Genomic DNA, 21,923 nt, shown 5'->3' with positions numbered 1-21,923 from the left:
AGGGCCGCACCCCCGGATCACCGGGGGTGCGGCCCTCGTTCATGCCTTCAGCGAAGGCACGGGGTGCCTCAGAAGAGCAGGCGGTACGTGTTCCAGCCGCCGGCGCCGATCTTCACCGGCGAGCTGAGCGGCTTGGCGCCGTTGCCGGTGCCCTTGTACAGGTACAGGGCCCCGCTCTTGTTGCGGGCGACCAGGTCCGTGATGCCGTCGATGTCGATGTCACCGACGGACACGATGTTGTTGTACGTGTTCCAGCCGCCACCGATGCGGGCGCGGGACGAGAACGGCGCCTTGTAGTTGCCGGTGCCCTTGTAGAGCCACAGCACGCCGGACTTGTCCTTGGCGACGATGTCGTCCTTGCCGTCACCGGTCAGGTCGCCCTTGCCGGTGATGTGGGTGTACGCGTTCCACCCGCTGCCGACCTTGTAACGCTGGGTCAGCTTGCCGTTGCCGTAGCCGAGGTACAGCCACAGCACGCCGGAGCTGTCCCGGGCGAGCAGGTCGTCGGCGGCGGCGCCACCGACGTTCGCCGGCGAGAACACCTGGTTGTAGATCTTCCAGCCGTTGCCGACGAAGGTGTGGTCCTCCGTGTTCCAGGGGGCGTAGTAGAGCTGTCCGCCGGAGGTGACGTGCCAGAGGCCGTCCGAGTAGCCGTCGTCGTCCTGGTCGACCTGCGTCATGGCGCGGGCCGAAGCCCACCCGTACCCGGAGTCCAGGCGGGAGTCCAGACCGCCCTCGCCGGTGGGGTAGTAGCTCCACAGGTCGCCGTTGCCGTCCACACCGAACAGCGGGTTGATCTGCGCGTCGCCGGGCAGCGCGGACGCGCCGAACTTCGACTTGTCCGACGTCTTCGCGTCGACGTGCGGCCGGGACGCGATCGGTCCCGGCGCGTCGGCGGCGACGGCGGTGCTCGCACCGGTCGCCACCAGAGCGGCGGTGAGCGCCGCAGCCGTGGCACGCGCCAGGGCGCGACGCGTGTTCAGGCCGGAGCTTTTGGCCACGTGGGTCCTCCATCTGGTCATGCTGAAGGGATCGCGGACGGGTAAGTCCGCAGGTTCCCGGGGTACTTCGTGATCCTTACACATGACGTTCACACGTCAATCAGATTTACGGCAGGGGACGAGAGCGGTACAGAACAGGTATGCAAGCGCAACGTGGGCCGTACAACCTTTTGCGGGGTACGCCAGTCGCCCGGCGTACCCCGCGTCGTCATCCCGCGCTCACCTTCGGCGCGCGCTCACCCTCACGCCAGCAGTTCCACCTCCGCCAGCGTGTGCTCGCCGTCCAGGACCAGCCGGTACTTCGTGTACGTGCCCGGTGACTTCACCGAGAACGCCCGCGTCTGCCGGTCCCAGGCGAAGGACTCGCCCGTGCGCTGGTCCAGCGTCCGCCAGGTCGTGCCGTCGGCCGAGCCCTCGAGCTTCCAGCCCGTCGGGGCCTTCGTCCGGTCGGCCGGCGACGTCAGGGTGTACTGGACCGCCTCGGCGCCCTTCCCGGACACCGGCAGGTCGAGCGAGGTCACGGCCGCCTCCGTCGCCGACGTGTCGTCGAACAGGGCGCCCTCGCCCCCGACGGCGTCCGCGCGCGGGGTCGGCACCTCGTCGTCCTGCGTGATCGACGGCGGCGCGGCGTTCGCGCCGGTGCCCCACGCGGAGGGCTTCGCGCCCATGTCGAACTCCAGGACACCGCCCTTCGCGATCAGCGAGTGCGGGAGCGAAGTGGAGTTCCACCGCTTGCCGTTGACCTTCAGACCCTGCACGTAGACGTTCTTCATGCTGTTCTTCGGCGCCTTGACGACCAGCTCGCGGCCGTTCTCCAGGTGGACGGTCGCCTTGGTGAACAGCGGGGAGCCGATGGCGTACTCGCCGCTGCCCATCACCAGCGGGTAGAAGCCGAGGGCGGAGAAGAGGAACCAGGCCGACTGCTCGCCGTTGTCCTCGTCGCCGTGGTAGCCCTGGCCGATGTCGCTGCCGGTGTACAGGCGGGAGAGCACCTCGCGGACGTTCTTCTGCGTCTTGTACGGCTGCCCGGCCGCGTCGTACATGTACAGGGCGTGGTGGGCGACCTGGTTGGAGTGCCCGTACATGCCCATCCGGACGTCCCGCGCCTCGGTCATCTCGTGGATGACCCCGCCGTAGGAGCCGACGAACTCGGGGGAGGCCGTCTCGGGTGTGGACAGGTACTCGTCGAGCTTGTCACCGAGTCCCTGGCGGCCGCCGTAGAGGTTGGCCAGGCCCCGGCTGTCCTGCGGGGCGGTGAAGGCGTAGCCCCAGCCGTTGGTCTCCGTGTAGTCGTGGCCCCACACGCGCGGGTCGTACTTCTCGGAGTCCACGCGCCACTTGCCCGCCGCGTCCTTGCCCTGGAAGAAGCCGGCCTTCGCGTCGAACATGTTGACGTAGTCCTGGGCGCGGTTGAGGAAGTACGCCGACTCCTCCTTGTACCGCTTCTGTCCCGTCTCCTTGTAGAGCTGCTCGCCCATCTTCGCGATGCCGTAGTCGTTGAGGTAGCCCTCCAGCGCCCACGACAGGCCCTCGTGCGTCGCGGTGCTGGTGTAGCCGAGGAACGGCGAGGTCGCCATGCCCTTGCGGCCCACGCCCGAGGACGGGGGCACGGTGGTGGCGTTCTTGACGGCCGCGTCGTACGCCGCCTTCGCGTCGAAGTCGACGCCCTTGACGTAGGCGTCGGCGAAGGCCACGTCCGAGGAGGTGCCGGTCATCAGGTCCGCGTAGCCGGGGGAGGACCAGCGGGAGGTCCAGCCGCCGTCCTTGTAGTGCTGCACGAAGCCGTCGACCAGTTCACCGGCCTTGGACGGGGTCAGGAAGGAGTACGCGGGCCAGGTGGTCCGGTAGGTGTCCCAGAAGCCGTTGTTGACGTAGACCTTGCCGTCGACGATCTTGGCGCCGGTCTCCGTCGGGGTGTCCTCCTTGACCGCCTTGGAGAACGGGGAGGCGTACTTGTACGTCCCGTCGACCTTCTCGTGGCCCGCGTTCGGGTACAGGTACAGCCGGTAGAGGCTGGAGTACAGCGTGGTCAGCTGGTCCTGCGTGGCGCCCTCGACCTCGACCTTGCCGAGGATCTTGTCCCACTGCTTCTGGGCGTCGCGCTTGACCCTGTCGAAGGAGGCGCGTGCCGGGAGTTCCTGGCGCAGGTTGTCCTTCGCCTGCTCGACGCTGATCAGCGAGGTGGCGATGCGCAGCGTCACGGTGCGGTCCCGGCCCGCGTCGAAGCGCAGGTGGCCCTTGACGCCGCCGGCGTCGCCGCCGGTGACCTTGCTGTCGAACTCGCCGTGGACGAAGAGGCGGGTGGCGCCCGTGGACAGCCCCGACTTGACGTCGGAGTAGCCGCTGAAGGTGCCGTTCTCCTTGTCCAGGGTCAGGCCGGCCTGGTCGTTGACGTTGTCGAAGATCACGCTCGCGTCGTCACCGGGGTAGGTGAAGCGCATCATCGCGGCGTGGTCGGTCGGCGCCATCTCGGCCTTCAGACCGTTCTCGAACCGCACCCCGTAGTAGTACGGCCGGGCGGTCTCGTTCTCGTGCCGGAAGGCCAGCTCGCGGGCGTCACGGCCGGTGTCCGGGGTGCCGGAGGCCGCGGACGGCATCACCTGGAAGGTCTGCCGGTCGCCCATCCAGGGGCTCGGCTCGTGGCTCGCGCTGAACGCCTGCAGGGTCGGCAGGTTGTCCGCGTTGTTGCCGCGCGCGTAGTCGTACAGCCAGCTCAGCGACCCGGCGTTGGTCACCGGCGTCCAGAAGTTGAAGCCGTGCGGGACGGCGGTCGCCGGGATGTTGTTGCCGCGCGAGAAGCCGCCGGTGGAGTTGGTACCGCGGGTGGTCAGCGCGTAGTCCGACAGGTGGGCCTTCGGCCGCTCGGGCTCGGCCCGCTCGATGGCCACGTCGTCCAGCCAGCCCCGGAACTTCGCCGGGCCCTTGGGGGAGTCGTACGCCACCAGGATGCGGTCGACGGTCTTGCCGGCCGCGACCGACCCGATCCCCGACCTCACGCTGTTCCACTGGTTGACGTAGAGGATCTTGGCGTCGCCCTGACCGCGCGGCGTCAGCGGGAACCCGTGCTGGTCGGTGGCCCTGAGGTCGCTCAGGTGGGTGCCGTCGGTGAAGGCGAGGTCGACGGAGACGTTCGTGGCGTCGTAGTCGAGGTCGCCGTCGGCCATCGCCGGGAAGATCTTGTACGACAGCTCCGTGCGGCGGTCGACCTTCACGTCGACGTCGAAGACCTTGTTGTACGAGTAGGCCCGGCCGTCCGCGGTGTGCCGGCCCGCGTACCGCAGCGCGTGCCTGCCGGTGAAGCCGGCGCCCGCCTTCGCCGTCGGCGAGCCGCTGGGGCCGCGGTCGACGAGCGAGAGCATGTCCTCGGGGGTCGGCGTCTCGGTGGCGGCGGTGGCCAGGTGCACGTCGGCGAGCTGGAGCGCGTCGCCCGCCCCGTTGTTCTTCGTGATCTCCAGTCGGAAGTGTCGGTACTCGGCCGCCTCGGCCAGGTCGTACGTCGTCGTCTGGAACCGCTCGTCGAAGGACTCCCCGGAACGGGTGTCCAGCGTCCGCCAGTCGGCGCCGTCCGCCGAGCCCTTGAGGGTCCAGTCGACCGGGTCGCGCTCGTCGTGGTCGTTGGCGGAGGTGAGCGCGTACTTCGCGATCTTCGCCGGCTCGTCCAGGTCGAACTCGACCCAGCCGGTCTTCTCGAAGGTCAGCCACTTGGTGGTCGGTTCACCGTCGACGAGGTTCTCCTTGACCTCACCGCCGCCCGCGTTCTCCGCGCTCGCCCGCACCTCGGTGACGTGGTCGGTGACGCTGCCCGGTATGCCGGTGCTGAATCCGCCGTCGACGCCCGAGGCCCGCTTCTTGCCGTCCCGGCCCGTGTCCACGGTGTTGAGCCAGTCCGGAGCCGGATCGTCCGCCTCGAACGAGGAGCTGAACTCCCGGTCGGCCTTGGCGGGCGCCCCGGGCAGCGCGACGGCCGCCCCCTGCGAACCCACCGCCACGGCGAAGGCGGTCGTCATCACGACCGCCGGACCCCATCTGTGCCGAACTCTGTACTGCATGCCCTGGCCACCCTCCCTGCGCTGGGGACAACGTTGTCAACTCAACTGCGCAAGGACCAGTAGCGGTCAAGTGACATGTGATGTCAAGGGTGTTGCTTGTGGCGTTCGAGGCTTATGGAGGGGATTCTTCCGGCAAGTGAGACACAGGCCGTTCATATTTCCGGGAGGTCTCAACTCGGAAAAGACGTACCGCCAACCTTGCATTCGATCTTGCTCAGCCGACGGAAAGTGGACTATACCTGTCGCCCATCGGGGGGATCCGGGGGAATCGCGAAGAGGAACCGCCAGAGCGCCCGAACAGCAGTGTCCGTACAGCAGTACCCGCATTTCCTGCACGACCCAGCGTGACCCGATCGCGGTGCCGGGGAGGATCCGGTTCACCGCCTGAGTCCTGGAGAAGGCGAGGACTTGAGCATGGGATCCACTTCCGCCGAGAACGACGGCAAGGGCGTCGGCCGCCGCGATCTGATCAAGCGTTCCGCGGCGCTCGGCCTGATCTCCGTACCGACCATGAGCTTCCTCTCCGCCTGCGCGAGCGGCGGCGGGGACGACCAGGAGAAGGCGGAGGCGGGCAAGAAGTCCGCAGAGAACCCGCTGGCGGTCAACGAGAGCGCCAAGATGGAGTTCGTCCTCTTCGACGGGGGCTTCGGCAAGGAGTACGCCGAGGACGCCGTGAAGCTGTACGAGAAGGCCTTCCCCGAGGCCACGGTGAAGTTCTCCGCCACCCAGAAGATCCAGTCCACCCTCCAGCCGCGCTTCAACGGCGGCAACCCGCCCGACCTCGTCGACAACTCCGGCGCCGAGCAGATGGACATGGGCGTCCTGGTGGGCAAGAAGCAGCTCACGGACCTCACCCCGCTGCTGGACGCCCCGTCCTACGACGACCCGAACAAGAAGGTTCGCGACACCCTGCGGCCGGGCATCGTCGAGATGGGCCAGTTCGACGGCGACCCGGTCTGGATCCTGTACTACGCCTACACGGTCTACGGGAACTGGTACTCCAAGAAGGCGCTGGACTCGCTGGACGCGGAGTACCCGCAGACCTGGGACGAGATGCTCGCGGTCTGCGCGAAGGCCAAGAAGAAGGGCATGGCCGGCTGGACGTACGCGGGCAAGTACCCGTACTACATCCCCTTCTCGATGTCCCCGATGATCGCCAAGGTCGGAGGCGTCGAGGTGCTCGACGCCATCGACAACCTGGAGCCGAACGCCTGGAAGCACCCGGCGGTCAAGACGGTCTTCGAGGCCTGGTACGAGCTGTACAAGAAGGGCTACGTCCTCAAGGGCACCCCGGGCCTGGACCACATCCAGTCGCAGACCGCCTGGGCCAAGGGCGACGCCCTGTTCCTGCCCAACGGCTCCTGGGTGGAGAACGAGTCGGCCAACGTCATCCCCGCCGACTTCGACCTCGCCGTCTCGGCCCCGCCCGGCATCGACGGCAGCGACAAGATGCCCTTCGGCACCATCTGGGCCTCCGGCGGTGAGCCCTTCATCGTCCCGGCCAAGGCGGCCAACGGCGCCGGCGGCATGGAGCAGTTGCGCATCATGCTGAGCGAGGCGTCCTCGAAGAACTTCACCAGCAAGGTGAAGTCGCTGAGCGCCTACAACGGAGGCACCGACGGCATCGAGCTGACCCCGGGCCTCAAGGCCGGCGTCGCGGCGCTGGAACTGGCCGGCGACAACGTGGTGAACCCGCGCATGCAGGACTGGTACGTGCAGCTGCAGAAGGAGAAGATCGGCGTCTCCTGTCTGGGCGAGATGATGGCCGGCCGGCTCACCCCGGCCGAGACGATCAAGAAGATCCAGGGCTTCGCCGACGAGGCCGCCAAGGACTCGTCGATCAAGCACTACAAGCACCAGTGAGGACGTGCCGCCAGGGCCCGTCCCGCGCTCCGGCGCCGGACGGGCCCTGGCGGCGCCACCCGCGCGCAGATCGGGGTCATCAGCAATGCAGCACGGCAAGTACCGGTTCATCGTGGGGTTCCTGGCGGTTCCCCTGGGACTGTACGCGCTCTTCGTCGTCTGGCCGTTCATCCAGTCCATCTACTACTCGTTCACGGACTGGACGGGACTGAGTCCCGAGTTCGAGATGGTCGGCTTCGACAACTACTCGCGGATGCTCGACGACGACATCTTCTGGAAGTCGCTCTGGCACAGCGTCCTGTTCGCCCTGCTGGTGCCGCTGGTGACGCTCGGCCTGGCGCTCTTCTTCTCCTTCATGATCAACGTGGGCGGCCGGAAGCGGAAGGGCGGCCCGGTGATCACCGGGGTCCGGGGTTCCGGCTTCTACAAGATCGTCTACTTCTTCCCGCAGGTGCTCTCCATCGCCATCGTCGCCCTGCTGTTCCAGTTCGCGTACAACCCGGACAGCGGCGCGGTCAACTCCCTGCTGCGCGGGCTCGGCCTGGACTCCGTGCAGCCGCTGTGGCTCGGCGACCCGAACCTCGCGCTGTGGTGCGTGATGGCGGTGCTCGTCTGGTCGACGGTCGGCTTCTTCGTGGTCCTCTTCTCCGCGGGCATGGCCTCCATTCCGGCGGAGCTGTACGAGGCCGCGCTGCTGGACGGGGCGACCCGCGTCACGACCTTCTTCAAGGTCACCCTGCCGCTGCTGTGGGACACCGTGCAGTCCGGCTGGGTCTACATGGGCATCCTCGCGCTGGGCGCCGAGTCGTTCGCCGTCGTGCAGATCATGACGGTCGGACCCGGCGGGCCCGACTACTCGACCACCGTGATGGTCCTGTACGTGTACCAGAAGGCGTTCCGGGACGGTCAGGCCGCCTACGCCACCACGATCGGCGTCGCCCTGCTCCTCGTCACGCTGGCCTTCGCGGCCGTCGTGATGAAGCTGGGCCGGCGCGAGCGGCTGGAGTACTGATCAGATGAAGACGACCGAGACCCCCGCCCCCGTGCCGGCCGAGTCCGGCACGCCCGTCCTGAAGGCCGAGGCCGCACCCGGCGGCCTCAAGAAGGGGAAGAAGGAGGGCACCACCCTCAACGTCTTCTCCCACGGCGTCCTCGTGATCTGGGCGATCATGGTCGGCATGCCGCTGGTGTGGGCGGTGATGACCTCCTTCAAGGACGACGCCTCCATCTTCGGCTCACCCTGGTCGCTCCCGGACAAGCTGAACTTCGACAACTGGTCGCGGGCCTGGTCCCAGGCGCACATGAGCGACTACTTCCTCAACACGGTCCTGGTGGTGGGCGGTTCGCTCATCGGCACGCTGGTGCTCGGCTCCATGGCCGCCTATGTGCTCGCCCGGTTCGAATTCCCGGGCAACCGCTTCATCTATTACCTGTTCGTCGGCGGCATGAGTTTCCCGATCATGCTGGCGCTGGTCCCGTTGTTCTACGTGGTGGACAACATGGGGCTGCTGAACACCATTCACGGGCTGATCCTCGTCTACATCGCCTATTCGCTGCCCTTCACGGTGTTCTTCCTGACCGCCTTCTTCCGGACCCTGCCGAGTTCGGTGGCGGAGGCCGCGTTCGTGGACGGGGCCTCGCACACCCGGACGTTCTTCCAGGTCATGCTGCCGATGGCCAAGCCGGGCCTGATCAGCGTGGGCATCTTCAACTTCCTGGGGCAGTGGAACCAGTACATGCTGCCGACCGTGCTGAACACGGACCCGGACAAGCACGTGCTGACCCAGGGCCTGGTGCAGCTGGCGGTGAGCCAGGGCTACAAGGGCGACTGGTCGGGCCTGTTCGCCGGCCTGGTGATGGCGATGCTGCCGGTGCTGGCGGCGTACATCATCTTCCAGCGCCAGGTGGTGCAGGGCCTGACGGCGGGCGCCCTGAAATAGCGCCCCCGCCCTCGCGCGCGTGCCGCTCCCGGAGTCCCGGGGCGGCACGCACCCGTGTGTGCCCCTGTGTACCGGGCACCCGGATGCGGTTCAACCTCTTGACGGGAGGCGACCCGAACGGCTCAGCTTAGAGTTCACTAGTTGGACATGGACGGGGCCTCATAGAAGCGGCCCCGCGCGCAGGAGGTCGTCGTGGAGACTCCCGGGTCGCAGTCGTCGCTGCACCGAGCCAACCTGGAACGGGTCGTACGAGCAGTACGGCTCGCCGGGTCGCTCACGCAGGCGGAGATCGCGAGGACGACGGGCCTGTCCGCGGCGACCGTCTCGAACATCGTCCGGGAGCTGAAGGACGGCGGGACGGTCGAGGTCACACCCACCTCGGCGGGCGGCCGCCGGGCCCGCAGCGTCTCGCTGAGCGGGGACGCCGGCATCGTCATCGGCGTGGACTTCGGGCACACCCACCTGCGCGTCGCGGTGGGGAACCTGGCCCACCAGGTGCTGGCCGAGGAGTCCGAGCCGCTGGACGTCGACGCGTCCGCCGCGCAGGGCTTCGACCGGGCGGAACAGCTGGTCAACCGGCTGATCGCGGCCACCGGCATCGACCCCTCCAAGGTCGCCGGCGTGGGGCTCGGCGTGCCCGGTCCGATCGACGTGGAGTCGGGGACGCTGGGCTCGACCGCCATCCTGCCCGGCTGGGGCGGCACCAAGCCCGCCGAGGAGCTGCGGGGGCGGCTCGGGGTGCCGGTGCACGTGGACAACGACGCCAACCTCGGGGCGCTGGGCGAGCTGGTCTGGGGCAGCGGCAGGGGCGTGCGGGACCTGGCGTACATCAAGGTCGCCAGCGGGGTCGGCGCGGGCCTGGTGATCGACGGCAAGATCTACCGCGGCCCCGGCGGCACCGCGGGCGAGATCGGGCACATCACCCTGGACGAGTCCGGCCCCGTCTGCCGCTGCGGCAACCGGGGCTGTCTGGAGACCTTCGCGGCCGCGCGCTACGTGCTGCCGCTCCTCCAGCCGAGCCACGGCACCGATCTGACCATGGAGGGCGTCGTGCGGCTGGCCCGGGACGGCGACCCGGGCTGCCGGCGGGTCATCGCCGACGTGGGCCGCCACATCGGCAGCGGAGTCGCCAACCTCTGCAACCTGCTCAACCCGAGCCGGGTCGTCCTCGGCGGCGACCTCGCGGAGGCCGGTGAGCTGGTTCTGGGGCCCATCAGGGAGTCCGTGGGCCGCTACGCGATCCCCAGCGCGGCGCGTCAACTCTCGGTGCTCCCAGGGGCACTGGGAGGCCGCGCGGAGGTGCTCGGGGCGCTCGCCCTCGCCCTCAGCGAGATGGGCGATTCGACCCTTTTGGACGGAAGTGCGACCGGCGCTCTGTCCGCCGCCACCCCTGCCTTCACTTAGAGCACGGATGGCACCGTTGTCATCTCGTTAAGGATTTACTTCTTGACGTCGCACGTGTGGCCGAGTTGACTTCCAGCCACCTCGGCCGCAACGACGCGGCCTCGTCAGGGAGGTTTCTGAAGTGAACACGCGTATGCGTCGTGCCGCCGTCGTCGTCGCCGCCACCACCATGGCCGTCTCGCTCGCCGCCTGCGGCAGCGCCAAGGAGTCCGGCGACAAGAACGACTCGTCCGACTCGGCCGCCAAGAAGGGCGACGACATCAAGGTCGGGCTCCTCCTTCCGGAGAACCAGACCGCGCGCTACGAGAAGTTCGACAAGCCCTTGATCGAGAAGAAGGTCAAGGAGCTCACGAACAACAAGGGCGAGGTCGTCTACGCCAACGCCAAGCAGGACGCCACGCTCCAGTCGCAGCAGGTCGACACGATGGTGACCAACAAGGTCGACGTGCTGGTCGTGGACGCGGTGGACTCCAAGGCCATCGCCGGCTCGATCAAGAAGGCCAAGGACGCGGGCATCCCGGTCGTCGCCTACGACCGCCTCGCCGAGGGTCCGATCGACGCCTACACCTCGTTCGACAACGTCACGGTCGGCAAGACCCAGGGCGAGGCCCTCCTGGAGGCGCTCGGCGACAAGGCCAAGGGCGGCCAGATCGTCATGATGAACGGCTCCTCCACCGACCCGAACGCCGCCCAGTTCAAGGAGGGCGCCCACTCCGTCCTCGACGGCAAGGTGAAGGTCGGCCGCGAGTACGACACCAAGGAGTGGAAGCCGGAGAACGCCAACGCCAACATGGAGGGCGCCATCTCCGCCCTCGGCAAGGACAAGATCGTCGGCGTCTACTCCGCCAACGACGGCATGGCGGGCGGCATCATCACCGCCCTGAAGGCCGCCGGCATCTCCGACATCCCGGTCACCGGCCAGGACGCCGAACTCGCGGGCGTGCAGCGCATCGTCACCGGCGAGCAGTACATGAGCGTCTACAAGTCCTACCCGCAGGAGGCCGAGGTCGCCGGCGAGATGGCCGTCGCCCTCGCCAAGGGCGAGTCGCTCGACTCCATCGCCAAGGACAAGGCCGACAGCGCCACCACCAAGGGCATCCCGACGGTCCTCGTCCCGGTCGTCTCGCTGACCAAGGACAACATCAAGGACACCGTCGTCAAGGAGGGCTTCTACACGATCGACGAGATCTGTGGCGGCAAGTACAAGGCGGCCTGCGACAAGATCGGCCTCAAGTAAGCAGCCCCGCCCCCCGTACCGCCTGAGCGCGTACGGGACCGGCTGCACGCGGCTTCCTCCGGCGCCCCGCACTCACAGCCCCGCAAGCTACGCGGGGCGCCGGACGGAACACCCCCGCGGGCACTCCCCGCACCCCCACCCAGTTCTCTGTACAACCTCCCGCCGGGTCAGGCGGCGAAGGAGATGGTTCACGTGTCCGCTACGCCCGTGCTGGCGTTGCGCGGGGTCTCCAAGCGATTCGGTGCCGTCCAGGCGCTCACCGACGTAGAGCTTGAGGTCCACGCCGGTGAGGTGGTCGCCCTGGTGGGCGACAACGGAGCCGGAAAGTCCACGCTGGTCAAGACGATCGCCGGCGTGCACCCCATCGATGAAGGCGCCATCGAGTGGGACGGCAAGGCCGTCAGCATCAACAAGCCGCACGACGCCCAGAACCTGGGCATCGCGACCGTCTACCAGGACCTCGCGCTGTGCGACAACATCGACGTCGTCGGCAACCTCTACCTGGGCCGGGAGATCCGCAAGCGCGGCGTCCTGGACGAGGTGGAGATGGAGCGCCGGTCCCGCGAGCTGCTGGACACGCTGTCCATCCGCATCCCCAGCGTCCGCATCCCGATCGCCTCGCTCTCCGGCGGTCAGCGCCAGGTCGTGGCGATCGCCCGCTCCATGCTCGGCGAGCCCAAGCTGGTCATCCTCGACGAGCCCACCGCCGCCCTCGGCGTCGAACAGACCGCCCAGGTCCTCGACCTCGTCGAGCGGCTGCGCGAACGCGGGCACGCCGTCATCCTCATCAGCCACAACATGGCCGATGTCAAGGCGGTCGCCGACAAGGTCGCCGTCCTGCGCCTCGGGCGCAACAACGGCGTCTTCGAGGTCAAGTCGACCTCGCAGGAGGAGATCATCTCCGCCATCACGGGCGCCACGGAGAACGCCGTGACCCGTCGTGCGGCGCGCACCAATGGGGAGATCAAGAAGTGAGCATCGACAAGACCTCCACCCCCGCCGCGGACAGCGCGGCGGCGAACCCGGAAGCCGCTCCCGCCGCCGTCGCCGCGGTCGACCCGCGGCTGCTGGTGCGCGAGCAGGGCTTCGCGGGCTACCTCGGCGAGTTCAAGCGGAAGATGAAGGCCGGTGACCTCGGCTCCCTCCCGGTCGTCGTCGGCCTGCTGGTCATCTGGGCCATCTTCACCAGCCTGAACTCCAACTTCCTCACCGCCGGCAACTTCACCGACATGTCGGTGGCCATGGTCGGCACCGGCATGATCGCCGTCGGCATCGTCTTCGTGCTGCTGCTCGGCGAGATCGACCTGTCGGTCGGCTCGGTCAGCGGTGTCGCGGGCGCCACCTTCGCGGTGCTCAGCGTCACGCACGGGATGAACGAGATACTCGCCCTGGTGCTGGCCATCCTCACCGGCACGGTGGCGGGCGCCATCCACGGCTTCGTCTTCGCGAAGATCGGCGTCCCGGCCTTCGCCGTGACCCTGGCCGGCCTGCTGTTCTGGCAGGGCTTCATGCTCCAGGTCCTCGGCAGCAACGGCACGATCAACCTGGACTCCGAGGGCGTCGTCGCCAAGCTGACCAGCTACTACTTCAGCGACGTGGCGGCCGCGTACGGTCTGGCGGTCGTCGTGACCGCGGGGTACTTCCTCGCCGCGTACTTCGACAACCGCCGGCGCGAGGCCGCCGGGGTGCCGTCCCGGCCGCTGAACGAGATCATCGTGCGCACGGTGCTGCTCGCCGTGCTGGCCTTCGCCGTGGCGATCGTCTTCAACCAGTACAAGGGCCTGCCGCTGGCCGTGGTGATCTTCCTCGCGTTCCTGCTGCTCACGGACTTCGTCCTGCGCCGCACCGCCTACGGCCGCAAGGTCTACGCGCTCGGCGGCAGCGTCGAGGCGTCCCGCAGGGCCGGCATCAACGTGGACCTGGTCCGCATCTCGGTCTTCGCGATCGCCGGCACCTTCGCCGCGATCGGCGGCCTCTTCGTCGCCTCGAAGATCGCCTCCGCCAACCAGGGCGCGGGCACCGGCGAGTTCCTGATGAACGTCATCGCCGCGGCCGTCATCGGCGGCACGTCCCTCTTCGGCGGCCGCGGCCGCACCTGGGACGCGCTGCTCGGCGTCATGGTGATCATCTCGATCCAGTACGGCCTCGCCCTGGAGGGCATCGCCTCGCCGGTCCAGTACATGATCACCGGTGGCGTGCTGCTGGCGACCGTCGTCATCGACGCGGTCACCCGCAAGACGCAGAAGACGGCCGGCCGCGCCTAGGCGCCGCCACGCCCGTCACCGCTCCACCACCGCCCGCCCGGGTCCAGCACCCGGGCGGGCGGTTCGCCGTCCGCCCGCGCCCCGCCCGTCGCACCGGTCCCGGGGGCATCCGCGGCGCGGCCGCCCGGGGAAGTCGTAGAACGGACCGCCGATGGGTAAGGCCGAACGCGTGACGTACGACGCACCGCCCGGACACGTTCCGCCACGGCGGAACATTAGACTCGACAAGCCCGGCAACAGCTCTACTGCAAGGAGGCACGGGTGCCGCTGCTGACCCGCATCACGGGACCGCGCGATCTGGACCGGCTCAGCCTGGAAGAGCTGGACCGGCTGGCAGAGGAGATCCGCACCTTCCTCGTCGACGCCGTCTCCAAGACCGGCGGCCACCTGGGCCCCAACCTCGGCGTGGTGGAACTCACCCTCGCCCTGCACCGCGTCTTCGACTCGCCGAGCGACAAGGTGCTCTGGGACACCGGACACCAGTCCTACGTGCACAAGCTGCTCACCGGCCGCCAGGACTTCTCGAAGCTGAAGATGAAGGGCGGCCTGTCCGGCTACCCCTCGCAGGCCGAGTCCGAGCACGACGTCATCGAGAACAGCCACGCCTCGACCGTCCTCGGCTGGGCCGACGGTCTCGCCAAGGCCAACGAGGTCCTCGGCCGCGACCGCCACGTCGTCGCGGTCATCGGCGACGGCGCCCTCACCGGCGGCATGGCCTGGGAGGCGCTGAACAACATCGCCGCCGCCAAGGACCGCCCCCTCGTCATCGTCGTCAACGACAACGAGCGCTCCTACGCCCCCACCATCGGCGGCCTCGCCAACCACCTGGCGACCCTGCGCACCACCGACGGCTACGAGCGCTTCCTGGCCCGCACCAAGGAGGTCCTGGAGCGCACCCCGGTCGTCGGCCGCCCGCTCTACGACACCCTGCACGGCGCCAAGAAGGGCCTGAAGGACTTCATCGCCCCGCAGGGCATGTTCGAGGACCTCGGCCTGAAGTACGTCGGCCCGATCGACGGCCACGACCTGGAGGCCCTGGAGTCCGCGCTGACCCGCGCCAAGCGCTTCGGCGGCCCGGTCATCGTGCACTGCCTCACCGAGAAGGGCCGCGGCTACCAGCCCGCGCTCCAGGACGAGGCCGACCGCTTCCACGCCGTCGGCAAGATCCACCCCGACACGGGCCTGCCCATCTCCACCTCCGGCGCCGACTGGACCAGCGTCTTCGGCGAGGAGATGGTGAAGATCGGCGAGGAGCGCGAGGACGTCGTCGCCATCACCGCCGCCATGCTCCAGCCGGTCGGCCTCGACAAGTTCGCCAAGGCCTTCCCCGACCGCGTCTACGACGTCGGCATCGCCGAGCAGCACGGCGCCGTCTCCGCGGCCGGCCTCGCCCACGGGGGAGTGCACCCGGTCTTCGCGGTGTACGCCACCTTCCTCAACCGCGCCTTCGACCAGGTGCTGATGGACGTGGCCCTGCACAAGTGCGGCGTCACCTTCGTGCTGGACCGCGCCGGCGTCACCGGCACCGACGGCGCCTCCCACAACGGTATGTGGGACATGTCGATCCTCCAGGTCGTCCCCGGCCTGCGGCTCGCCGCCCCGCGCGACGCCGATCAGGTCCGCGCCCAGCTGCGCGAGGCCGTCGAGGTGGACGACGCGCCGACCGTGGTGCGCTTCTCCAAGGGCGCCGTCGGCCCCGCCGTACCGGCCGTCGGCCGCGTCGGCGGCATGGATGTGCTGAGCGCCCCCGGCACCGACACGCCCGACGTCCTCCTGGTCTCCGTCGGCGCCCTCGCGCCGATGTGCCTGGAGGTGGCGGACCTGCTGGACAAGCAGGGCATCTCCACCACCGTCGTCGACCCGCGCTGGGTCAAGCCCGTCGACGAGGCCATGGCCCCGCTCGCCGAGCGCCACCGCGTGGTCGTCACCGTCGAGGACAACTCGCGCGTCGGCGGCGTGGGCTCCGCCGTCGCCCAGGCCCTGCGCGACGCGGGTGTCGACGTGCCGCTGCGCGACTTCGGCATCCCGCCGCGCTTCCTCGACCACGCCTCCCGCGCCGAGGTGCTGGCCGAGATCGGGCTCACCGCGCCGGACATCGCCCGCCAGGTCACCGGTCTGGTCGCGAAGCTCGACGGCCGCTACGAGCGTGCGGGCGCCGAGGCGGACCCGGTGGAGGCCGCGCGCGACTGACGTACGACCGGATGGGCAGGTTCTCCACTCATCGGGGTGGTGAAACCTGCCCATCCGCGTGAATCCGCTCACGCCGGGGCATACGCAGTACGCCCCCCTCTCGATCATGTCGGGGACGACAAGCGTCGGAGGTAACCCCCGTGAGCAGCAGTCTTTTCAGGACCAAGAAGATCGAGCAGTCCATCCGTGACACGGAGGAGCCGGAGCACGCGCTCAAGAAATCCCTGTCCGCGCTGGACCTGACCGTCTTCGGCGTCGGTGTCATCATCGGCACCGGCATCTTCGTACTGACCGGCACCGTCGCCAAGGACAACGCCGGACCCTCCACGGCCCTGGCGTTCGTCGTCGCCGGTGTCGTCTGCGCGCTCGCCGCGCTCTGCTACGCCGAGTTCGCCTCCACGGTTCCGGTGGCGGGCTCCGCGTACACCTTCTCCTACGCCTCGCTGGGCGAACTGCCCGCCTGGATCATCGGCTGGGACCTGGTCCTGGAGTTCGCGCTCGGCACGGCGGTGGTGGCCGTCGGCTGGTCGGGCTACATCCGCTCGTTCTTCGACAACGCCGGCGTGACCTTCCCCGAGGCCCTGAGCGGCCGGGACGGGGCCGAGGGCTTCGGCTTCGACATCCTGGCCGCCGCCCTGGTGCTGGTGCTCACCGGCATCCTGGTCCTCGGCATGAAGCTGTCGGCGCGGATCACCTCGCTCGTGGTCGCCATCAAGGTGACCGTCGTCCTCATCGTGATCATCGCGGGTGCCTTCTTCGTGAAGGGCTCCAACTACGACCCGTTCATCCCGGAGTCGAAGCCCGTGGAGGCGGGGGCGGGCCTCGACTCACCCCTGATCCAGCTGATGTTCGGGTGGGCGCCGGCCAACTTCGGTGTGATGGGCATCTTCACCGCGGCCTCGGTCGTCTTCTTCGCCTTCATCGGCTTCGACATCGTCGCCACCGCCGCCGAGGAGACCAAGAACCCGCAGCGCGACATGCCCCGCGGCATCCTCGGCTCCCTGTTCATCTGCACCGCGCTGTACGTAGCCGTCTCCATCGTGGTCACCGGCATGCAGCACTACAGCGAGCTGTCGGTCGACGCCCCGCTCGCCGACGCGTTCAAGTCCACCGGACACCCCTTCTTCGCGGGTGTGATCAGTTTCGGCGCCGCCGTCGGCCTGACCACGGTGTGCATGATCCTGCTGCTCGGCCAGACCCGGGTGTTCTTCGCGATGAGCCGGGACGGGCTGCTGCCCCGCTTCTTCTCGCGGGTCCACCCCAAGTTCCGCACCCCCTACCGGCCGACCATCCTGCTCGGCGTGATCATCGCGATCGTCGCGGGCTTCACCAGCCTCAGCGAACTGGCCGAGCTGGTGAACATCGGCACGCTGTTCGCGTTCGTCATCGTCGCGATCAGCGTGATCATCCTGCGCAGGACCCGCCCCGACCTGCCGCGCGCCTTCCGCACCCCGCTGGTGCCGGTGCTGCCGATCGTGTCGGTCGCCGCCTCGCTGTGGTTGATGCTGAACCTGCCCGCCGAGACGTGGGTGCGGTTCGGCGTCTGGATGGCGATCGGTGTCGTCGTGTACTTCCTGTACAGCCGCACCCACAGCCGCATGGCCCTCGGCGAGGAGACACCGGCCGGCGGGCCGTCGAAGCCACCCGGGGGTGACGCCGCGGTGTGATCCGCCCGGTCACCTGCCGCTCCGGCCCGGTGCGTCCCCCTCCACGGGAACCGCCGGGCCGGACGCGTCCGCGGGTGCGGGGCGCGGTCGCGTGGGCCGGATCGCGGGGAGGGTGCAGTCGGGTCGGCCGGAGCGCTCGGGGGGTGCGGTCGGGTCGGCCGGAGCGTGGGGGCAGGTGCGGGGTGTCGTCACGTGGGACGCACCGTCCGCGGCCCCGCCACCTCGGCGCCCAGCTCCGTCACCCGGCGGCGCAGCTCCCGGTCGGCCGTCACGACCAGTACCGCACGCTCGCCCGCGACCCGGGCGACGAGCTCGACCATGTGGTCGTCCCCGCTGCCCGGCGCCGACTCCACCCGCACGCCGGGCACGGAGCCCACCCCGCGGGCGGCGCCCTCGACGACCAGGACGACCTCCACCGGGCCGGGCCGCCCCGGCACCCCGTCCGCCGCCAGCAGGTCCCGCAACCGCTCCGCGGCCCCGCGCCGGTCCCGCCACCAGCCGTCGGGCACCGACCCGACCACGTTCGCGGCGTCGACGATCACGAGCAGGGGTGCGCTGGCGTCCATGCCGTCAGGGTCGCACGAGGCCCTCGTGCCGGTCCGCACCCGCCCGACGCGGAACCGGCCGTCCCGCATAGAGTGGACGGGTGAACGGCGACTGGCTTCTCCTCGGCCGCGACGGCCGCCTCAGTGTCTACCTCCCGTCGGACGACGCCGCCCTGTGGCGTGCCGAGCGCATGCCCGCCGGGCCCTGGGAGGCCCCGCGCAGGATCGGCGGCGACCAGGAACTGCGCCCCGGGCTCTCGGTCGGCCGGGGCCCCGACGGCTACGCCCACCTGGTCGCCTGGCGGCCCACCGGGGCGGACCGGTCCGACCTGGTGCACACCACCCATTTCCGTCCGCTGCTCGCGCCGCTGGACTGGCAGCCCGCCGGTCACCCCAACAAGCAGGGCGACCGCACCGGCACCCCGGCGGTGGCGGTCGACGCGCAGGGACGCGCCCACGTCTTCGTCCGCAACGGGGGCGGCGGCCTGAGCATGGTGGCCCAGAAGGAGAAGGGCGGCTGGGACCCCTGGCGGGACCTGAAGGGACGGGGTGTCCAGGAGGAGCCCGCGGCCGTGACGGGGGAGTCCGGCAGGGTCGAGGTCTACGCGGCCGTCACGGACGGCATCCGGCACTGGTACCAGGAGAAGCCGGGCGCGCGGCCGGTGCTCGGTGAGGCCGTCGACGCGTCGGTCCGCCCGGGCTCGCTGCGCGCGCTCGCGACCTCCGAGGAGCGCACCACCGTCTTCTTCACCGACGCCGACACCGGTGAACTCCGCGCCTGGCGCCCCGGCGGCAAGCCGGTGCCCCTGGTGACCGCCGCCGGCCCGGGCCCGGTCGCGGCCGTCCGCTGCGTCATCGACGGCCACGACTGCACGCTCGTCGCCCAGCGTTCGACGGACACCGGCCGGGTCGTCTTCGCGGCCTATCCCTCGGAGCAGGAGGAGATGGGGGCGCAGTGGACGGAGTCGGGTCCCGCGCTGCCCACCGACGCGGTGGTGTCCCTGGCCCTGGACGCGGACGGCCGGCTGGTGGCGGCCACGCTCTGCCCCTCCACCGGCGAGCTGCGCCTCACCCGGCGCAAGGACGAACCAGGACTCGCGCTCGGCCCCTGGCAGACCGTCTGACCGGGCACCCGACCGTCCCCGACGGCTTCGCGACCGTCCCTCCACGGCTTGGTGACCGTTCCTCGACGGCTTGGCGACCGCCCGGTGGGGTCCGCCGACCACACCATGGGGAACTGGTGAACGAACCGCATATGATGTTGCGCGTTCCAGGGTCCCTGTCCGTGACCCGGCGGGCTTCAGGAAGGGGCAGCAGCCCATGCGGAGAAAGTCGGCAGCCCCCGTCGGCACCGCTCGCCAGGACGGGCCCGGCGCCCCGGAGCGTGCCGACGCGCCCGCAGCGGCCCACGGCGACTGGCTCACCCTCGGCAAGGACGGCCGCCTCAGCCTCTACGCGCCCGCCGACGGCGGCCTGGTGCGCTGGACGGAGACCGCCGTGGGCGGCCCCGACTGGAGCGGACCGCACGCCGTGTCCGCGCCCGGACTGACCCACCTGACGGTGGTGCAGGGCGCGGACACCTACGTCCACTTCCTCGGCCGCAGGGAGCGCGAGCGGGCCGACGGCGCGCTCGGTGTGGACGTCGTCCACGCGATCCAGTACCAGACGGGACTGGCCTTCACGGAATGGCGTTCGCTCGGCAACCCGCACCGCGACCGTGAGCAGGGCCGCCTGCTCGGGCCGCCGGTCGGGGCCGTGGCGGCCGACGGCACGGTGCACGTCTTCGTGCGGAACGCGCACGGCGGGCTGGCGCTGCGCCGCGAGTCGCCGAACGGCAAGTGGCGGGCGTGGGAGGACCTCCAGGGCGGCGAGACCGACGCCCTGCCCGCGCCGGTCGCCCTCGCCGGGGGGCGGCTGGAGGTCTGCGCCGCGTCCGCGTCGGGTGTCCTCGTCTGGCGCCAGACCGTGCCCGGCGGCGACTTCACCGGCCCCCGCGGCTTCGCCCTGCGCCCGCTGCCGGGGACGGTCACCGCCCTGGAGACCGGGCCGGACCGCGCCACGTTCTTCTGGACCGACGCCGACAGCGGGGGCGCGGCCGCGTGGCGGGAGGGCGACTGGCCGGCCGCGCTGGGCGGGGCGCCGGCCGGGCAGGGATACGCGTCCCTGCGTACGGCGGTGGACGGTTACGACTGCGTCGTCCTCGCCCACCGGGAGCGGGACGGCTCCGTGACGCTCGGCATGGGCGGCACCGAGAACGAGGCCGGCGGCTTCTGGTGGTACCCGCTGGGCGAGTCCTGCCAGGGCGTCCCCGCGCTCGCCCGGGACGGGCACGGGCGCGTGGTGCTGGCGCTGATCGGACCCGACGGCGCGCCGAAGGTGGCGCGCCAGGACGACGGCGCCGGCCTCTCCTTCACCCGGTGGCACACCCTTGGGGGCTGAGCGGCCGGCACCTTCGCGCCGTGGGGCCCCGGGTCAGCCGCCCGTCGCGGGCGACTTCTTGGCCGACTCGGGGATCTCGGAGTCCGAGCGGACGGCCTTCCACAGCTCGGTCGCCTGGGGCTCGGCGGCGACCACCCGGTTGGGGTCGGTCTTGTCGTACGCCACCGGCAGCATGACCGTCTCCATCGTCGCGGGGTCGACCCCGTTCATGCTGCGCCCGAAGTCGGCCAGGCTGGTCAGCGAGGCGAGTTCGGAGTCGGTGGTGAGCGCCGAGGTCAGCGTGTCGGCGATCTTGTAGGTCTTGGTGGGGCTGCCCAGCAGGTCCTGCTTCTTCACCTCGCTCAGCAGCGCGACCAGGAACTGCTGCTGGAGCCCGATGCGGCCGAGGTCGCTGCCGTCGCCGACGCCGTGCCGGGTCCGTACGAAGGCCAGGGACTCGGTGCCGTCCAGCGTGTGGGTGCCGGCGCTCAGGTCCAGGCCGCTGGCGCTGTCCTTGATGGGTTCGTCGACCGTGACGGGCACGCCGCCGATGGCGTCGACCAGTCCCTTGAAGCCGGCGAAGTCGATCTCCACGTAGTGGTCCATGCGGACGCCGGACATCTTCTCCACGGTCTTGACCACGCAGGCCGGACCCGCGGAGGAGTACACCGAGTTGAACATCACCCGCTTCGCCTCGGGCAGGTCGGAGCCGTCCGACCTGGCGCACTGCGGGCGGGTGACGAGGGTGTCGCGGGGGATGCTCACGGCGACGGCCTGCTTGCGGCCCTCGGGTATGTGCACCACCAGGGCGGTGTCCGAACGCGCCCCGGAGGCCTTGCCGGTGTCCAGCGAGGCGTTGGCGCCGGCCCGCGAGTCGGAACCGAGGACCAGCAGGTTCTGCCCCGAGGTCGGCAGCTTCTCGGGCCGGTCCTCGCCCAGGGCCTTGTTGAGGTCGACCCCGTCGATGTTCCCGTTCAGGCCGCTGTAGAGCCAGTAGCCGGTGCCCCCGGCGGCGAGCAGGAGGACGAGGAACGACAGCAGGACGATCCGTCCCCAGCGCCTGCGGCGGCGTGGCGCACGGCGACCGCCGTTCGGTGCGGCCCGGCGGGTGCGCCGGGGCTCCGTGGTGGCGGTATGGCTCATGGTGTTCGGTTCCTCTCCTCACGGGCTCCGCGGGGCGGAGTCGCAGGGGCCCGGGTGGGGGGAGGCCGGTCCACTATGCGGTCATGTCGTTGCGAGAACTATATGCGCTTACGCACAGTGATTTTACGAGCCGGAAACCTTATCGCGTCACAGCGATGTACGCCACATTAACTGGCCTTGACCATCCTTAAGGGTGACATAA

At 69.9% G+C, this 21,923-nt stretch carries 15 protein-coding genes; 11 read left to right on the top strand and 4 right to left on the bottom strand.

Annotated features, from left to right (window positions below):
• Nucleotides 1-68: 68 nt before the first annotated feature.
• Both ACGF5T_RS23030 and ACGF5T_RS23025 read right to left on the bottom strand, forming a co-directional pair.
• Nucleotides 69-1,001, bottom strand: coding sequence for a VCBS repeat-containing protein (locus tag ACGF5T_RS23030; protein WP_366767873.1), 933 nt, complete (start codon nucleotides 999-1,001; stop codon nucleotides 69-71).
• A 242-nt stretch (nucleotides 1,002-1,243) separates the two neighbouring features.
• Nucleotides 1,244-5,050, bottom strand: coding sequence for a GH92 family glycosyl hydrolase (locus tag ACGF5T_RS23025; RefSeq protein ID WP_366767874.1), 3,807 nt, complete (start codon nucleotides 5,048-5,050; stop codon nucleotides 1,244-1,246).
• Between the two features lie 414 nt (nucleotides 5,051-5,464).
• On the opposite strand from ACGF5T_RS23025, the gene ngcE reads away from it, so the two are divergent.
• From ngcE to ACGF5T_RS22980, 9 genes are all read left to right on the top strand, one after another.
• On the top strand, nucleotides 5,465-6,913 hold the full coding sequence (ngcE, locus tag ACGF5T_RS23020; RefSeq protein ID WP_356611992.1) for an N-acetylglucosamine/diacetylchitobiose ABC transporter substrate-binding protein: 1,449 nt from the start codon (nucleotides 5,465-5,467) through the stop codon (nucleotides 6,911-6,913).
• A gap of 85 nt (nucleotides 6,914-6,998) precedes the next feature.
• Complete coding sequence (locus tag ACGF5T_RS23015) at nucleotides 6,999-7,925, top strand: sugar ABC transporter permease (protein ID WP_356611991.1); 927 nt, start codon at nucleotides 6,999-7,001, stop codon at nucleotides 7,923-7,925.
• Nucleotides 7,926-7,929: 4 nt separating this feature from the next.
• Nucleotides 7,930-8,853 carry a carbohydrate ABC transporter permease gene (locus tag ACGF5T_RS23010; protein ID WP_356611989.1) on the top strand — a complete coding sequence of 308 codons (924 nt, stop codon included), beginning with the start codon at nucleotides 7,930-7,932 and terminating at the stop codon, nucleotides 8,851-8,853.
• A gap of 192 nt (nucleotides 8,854-9,045) precedes the next feature.
• Nucleotides 9,046-10,257, top strand: coding sequence for an ROK family transcriptional regulator (locus tag ACGF5T_RS23005; protein WP_356611988.1), 1,212 nt, complete (start codon nucleotides 9,046-9,048; stop codon nucleotides 10,255-10,257).
• Nucleotides 10,258-10,390: 133 nt separating this feature from the next.
• Nucleotides 10,391-11,494 carry a substrate-binding domain-containing protein gene (locus ACGF5T_RS23000; RefSeq protein WP_356612059.1) on the top strand — a complete coding sequence of 368 codons (1,104 nt, stop codon included), beginning with the start codon at nucleotides 10,391-10,393 and terminating at the stop codon, nucleotides 11,492-11,494.
• A 183-nt stretch (nucleotides 11,495-11,677) separates the two neighbouring features.
• On the top strand, nucleotides 11,678-12,469 hold the full coding sequence (locus ACGF5T_RS22995) for an ATP-binding cassette domain-containing protein (RefSeq protein WP_356611986.1): 792 nt from the start codon (nucleotides 11,678-11,680) through the stop codon (nucleotides 12,467-12,469).
• Nucleotides 12,466-13,758, top strand: coding sequence for a sugar ABC transporter permease (locus ACGF5T_RS22990; RefSeq protein WP_356611985.1), 1,293 nt, complete (start codon nucleotides 12,466-12,468; stop codon nucleotides 13,756-13,758). The genes ACGF5T_RS22995 and ACGF5T_RS22990 overlap by 4 nt, the downstream gene beginning before the upstream one ends.
• Nucleotides 13,759-14,019: 261 nt before the next feature.
• On the top strand, nucleotides 14,020-15,948 hold the full coding sequence (dxs, locus tag ACGF5T_RS22985; protein WP_366767875.1) for a 1-deoxy-D-xylulose-5-phosphate synthase: 1,929 nt from the start codon (nucleotides 14,020-14,022) through the stop codon (nucleotides 15,946-15,948).
• A 140-nt stretch (nucleotides 15,949-16,088) separates the two neighbouring features.
• On the top strand, nucleotides 16,089-17,615 hold the full coding sequence (locus ACGF5T_RS22980) for an amino acid permease (RefSeq protein ID WP_356611982.1): 1,527 nt from the start codon (nucleotides 16,089-16,091) through the stop codon (nucleotides 17,613-17,615).
• A gap of 188 nt (nucleotides 17,616-17,803) precedes the next feature.
• On the opposite strand, the gene ACGF5T_RS22975 is transcribed toward ACGF5T_RS22980, so the two are convergent.
• Nucleotides 17,804-18,181 carry an NTP pyrophosphohydrolase gene (locus ACGF5T_RS22975; RefSeq protein WP_361009246.1) on the bottom strand — a complete coding sequence of 126 codons (378 nt, stop codon included), beginning with the start codon at nucleotides 18,179-18,181 and terminating at the stop codon, nucleotides 17,804-17,806.
• An 80-nt stretch (nucleotides 18,182-18,261) separates the two neighbouring features.
• Here ACGF5T_RS22975 and ACGF5T_RS22970 point away from each other — a divergent pair, with 80 nt between their 5' ends.
• Together ACGF5T_RS22970 and ACGF5T_RS22965 are read left to right on the top strand one after the other, a co-directional pair.
• The gene (locus tag ACGF5T_RS22970; protein ID WP_366767876.1) at nucleotides 18,262-19,284 is read left to right on the top strand and encodes a hypothetical protein; all 1,023 of its coding nucleotides are present in this window, start codon (nucleotides 18,262-18,264) and stop codon (nucleotides 19,282-19,284) included.
• A 196-nt stretch (nucleotides 19,285-19,480) separates the two neighbouring features.
• On the top strand, nucleotides 19,481-20,599 hold the full coding sequence (locus ACGF5T_RS22965) for a hypothetical protein (RefSeq protein WP_366767877.1): 1,119 nt from the start codon (nucleotides 19,481-19,483) through the stop codon (nucleotides 20,597-20,599).
• Between the two features lie 33 nt (nucleotides 20,600-20,632).
• Here ACGF5T_RS22965 and ACGF5T_RS22960 read toward each other — a convergent pair whose 3' ends face one another.
• The gene (locus ACGF5T_RS22960; RefSeq protein WP_361009255.1) at nucleotides 20,633-21,721 is read right to left on the bottom strand and encodes an LCP family protein; all 1,089 of its coding nucleotides are present in this window, start codon (nucleotides 21,719-21,721) and stop codon (nucleotides 20,633-20,635) included.
• Nucleotides 21,722-21,923: the final 202 nt, after the last annotated feature.

The organism is Streptomyces sp. NPDC047853 (assembly GCF_043204535.1).
GTDB lineage: Bacteria > Actinomycetota > Actinomycetes > Streptomycetales > Streptomycetaceae > Streptomyces.
Note: the sequence above shows the minus strand (reverse complement) of the source record. Positions and strands in the feature narration are given on the sequence as shown.

Excerpts from the sequence above, each read along its gene's own strand:
- ACGF5T_RS23015 (WP_356611991.1), top strand. The coding sequence starts at position 6,999 with ATGCAGCACGGCAAGTACCGGTTCATCGTGGGGTTCCTGGCGGTTCCC.
- ACGF5T_RS23010 (WP_356611989.1), top strand. The coding sequence starts at position 7,930 with ATGAAGACGACCGAGACCCCCGCCCCCGTGCCGGCCGAGTCCGGCACG.
- ACGF5T_RS22995 (WP_356611986.1), top strand. The coding sequence starts at position 11,678 with ATGGTTCACGTGTCCGCTACGCCCGTGCTGGCGTTGCGCGGGGTCTCC.
- ACGF5T_RS23000 (WP_356612059.1), top strand. The coding sequence starts at position 10,391 with ATGCGTCGTGCCGCCGTCGTCGTCGCCGCCACCACCATGGCCGTCTCG.
- ACGF5T_RS22960 (WP_361009255.1), bottom strand. The coding sequence starts at position 21,721 with ATGAGCCATACCGCCACCACGGAGCCCCGGCGCACCCGCCGGGCCGCA.
- ACGF5T_RS23025 (WP_366767874.1), bottom strand. The coding sequence starts at position 5,050 with ATGCAGTACAGAGTTCGGCACAGATGGGGTCCGGCGGTCGTGATGACG.
- ACGF5T_RS22975 (WP_361009246.1), bottom strand. The coding sequence starts at position 18,181 with ATGGACGCCAGCGCACCCCTGCTCGTGATCGTCGACGCCGCGAACGTG.
- ngcE (WP_356611992.1), top strand. The coding sequence starts at position 5,465 with ATGGGATCCACTTCCGCCGAGAACGACGGCAAGGGCGTCGGCCGCCGC.
- ACGF5T_RS22965 (WP_366767877.1), top strand. The coding sequence starts at position 19,481 with ATGCGGAGAAAGTCGGCAGCCCCCGTCGGCACCGCTCGCCAGGACGGG.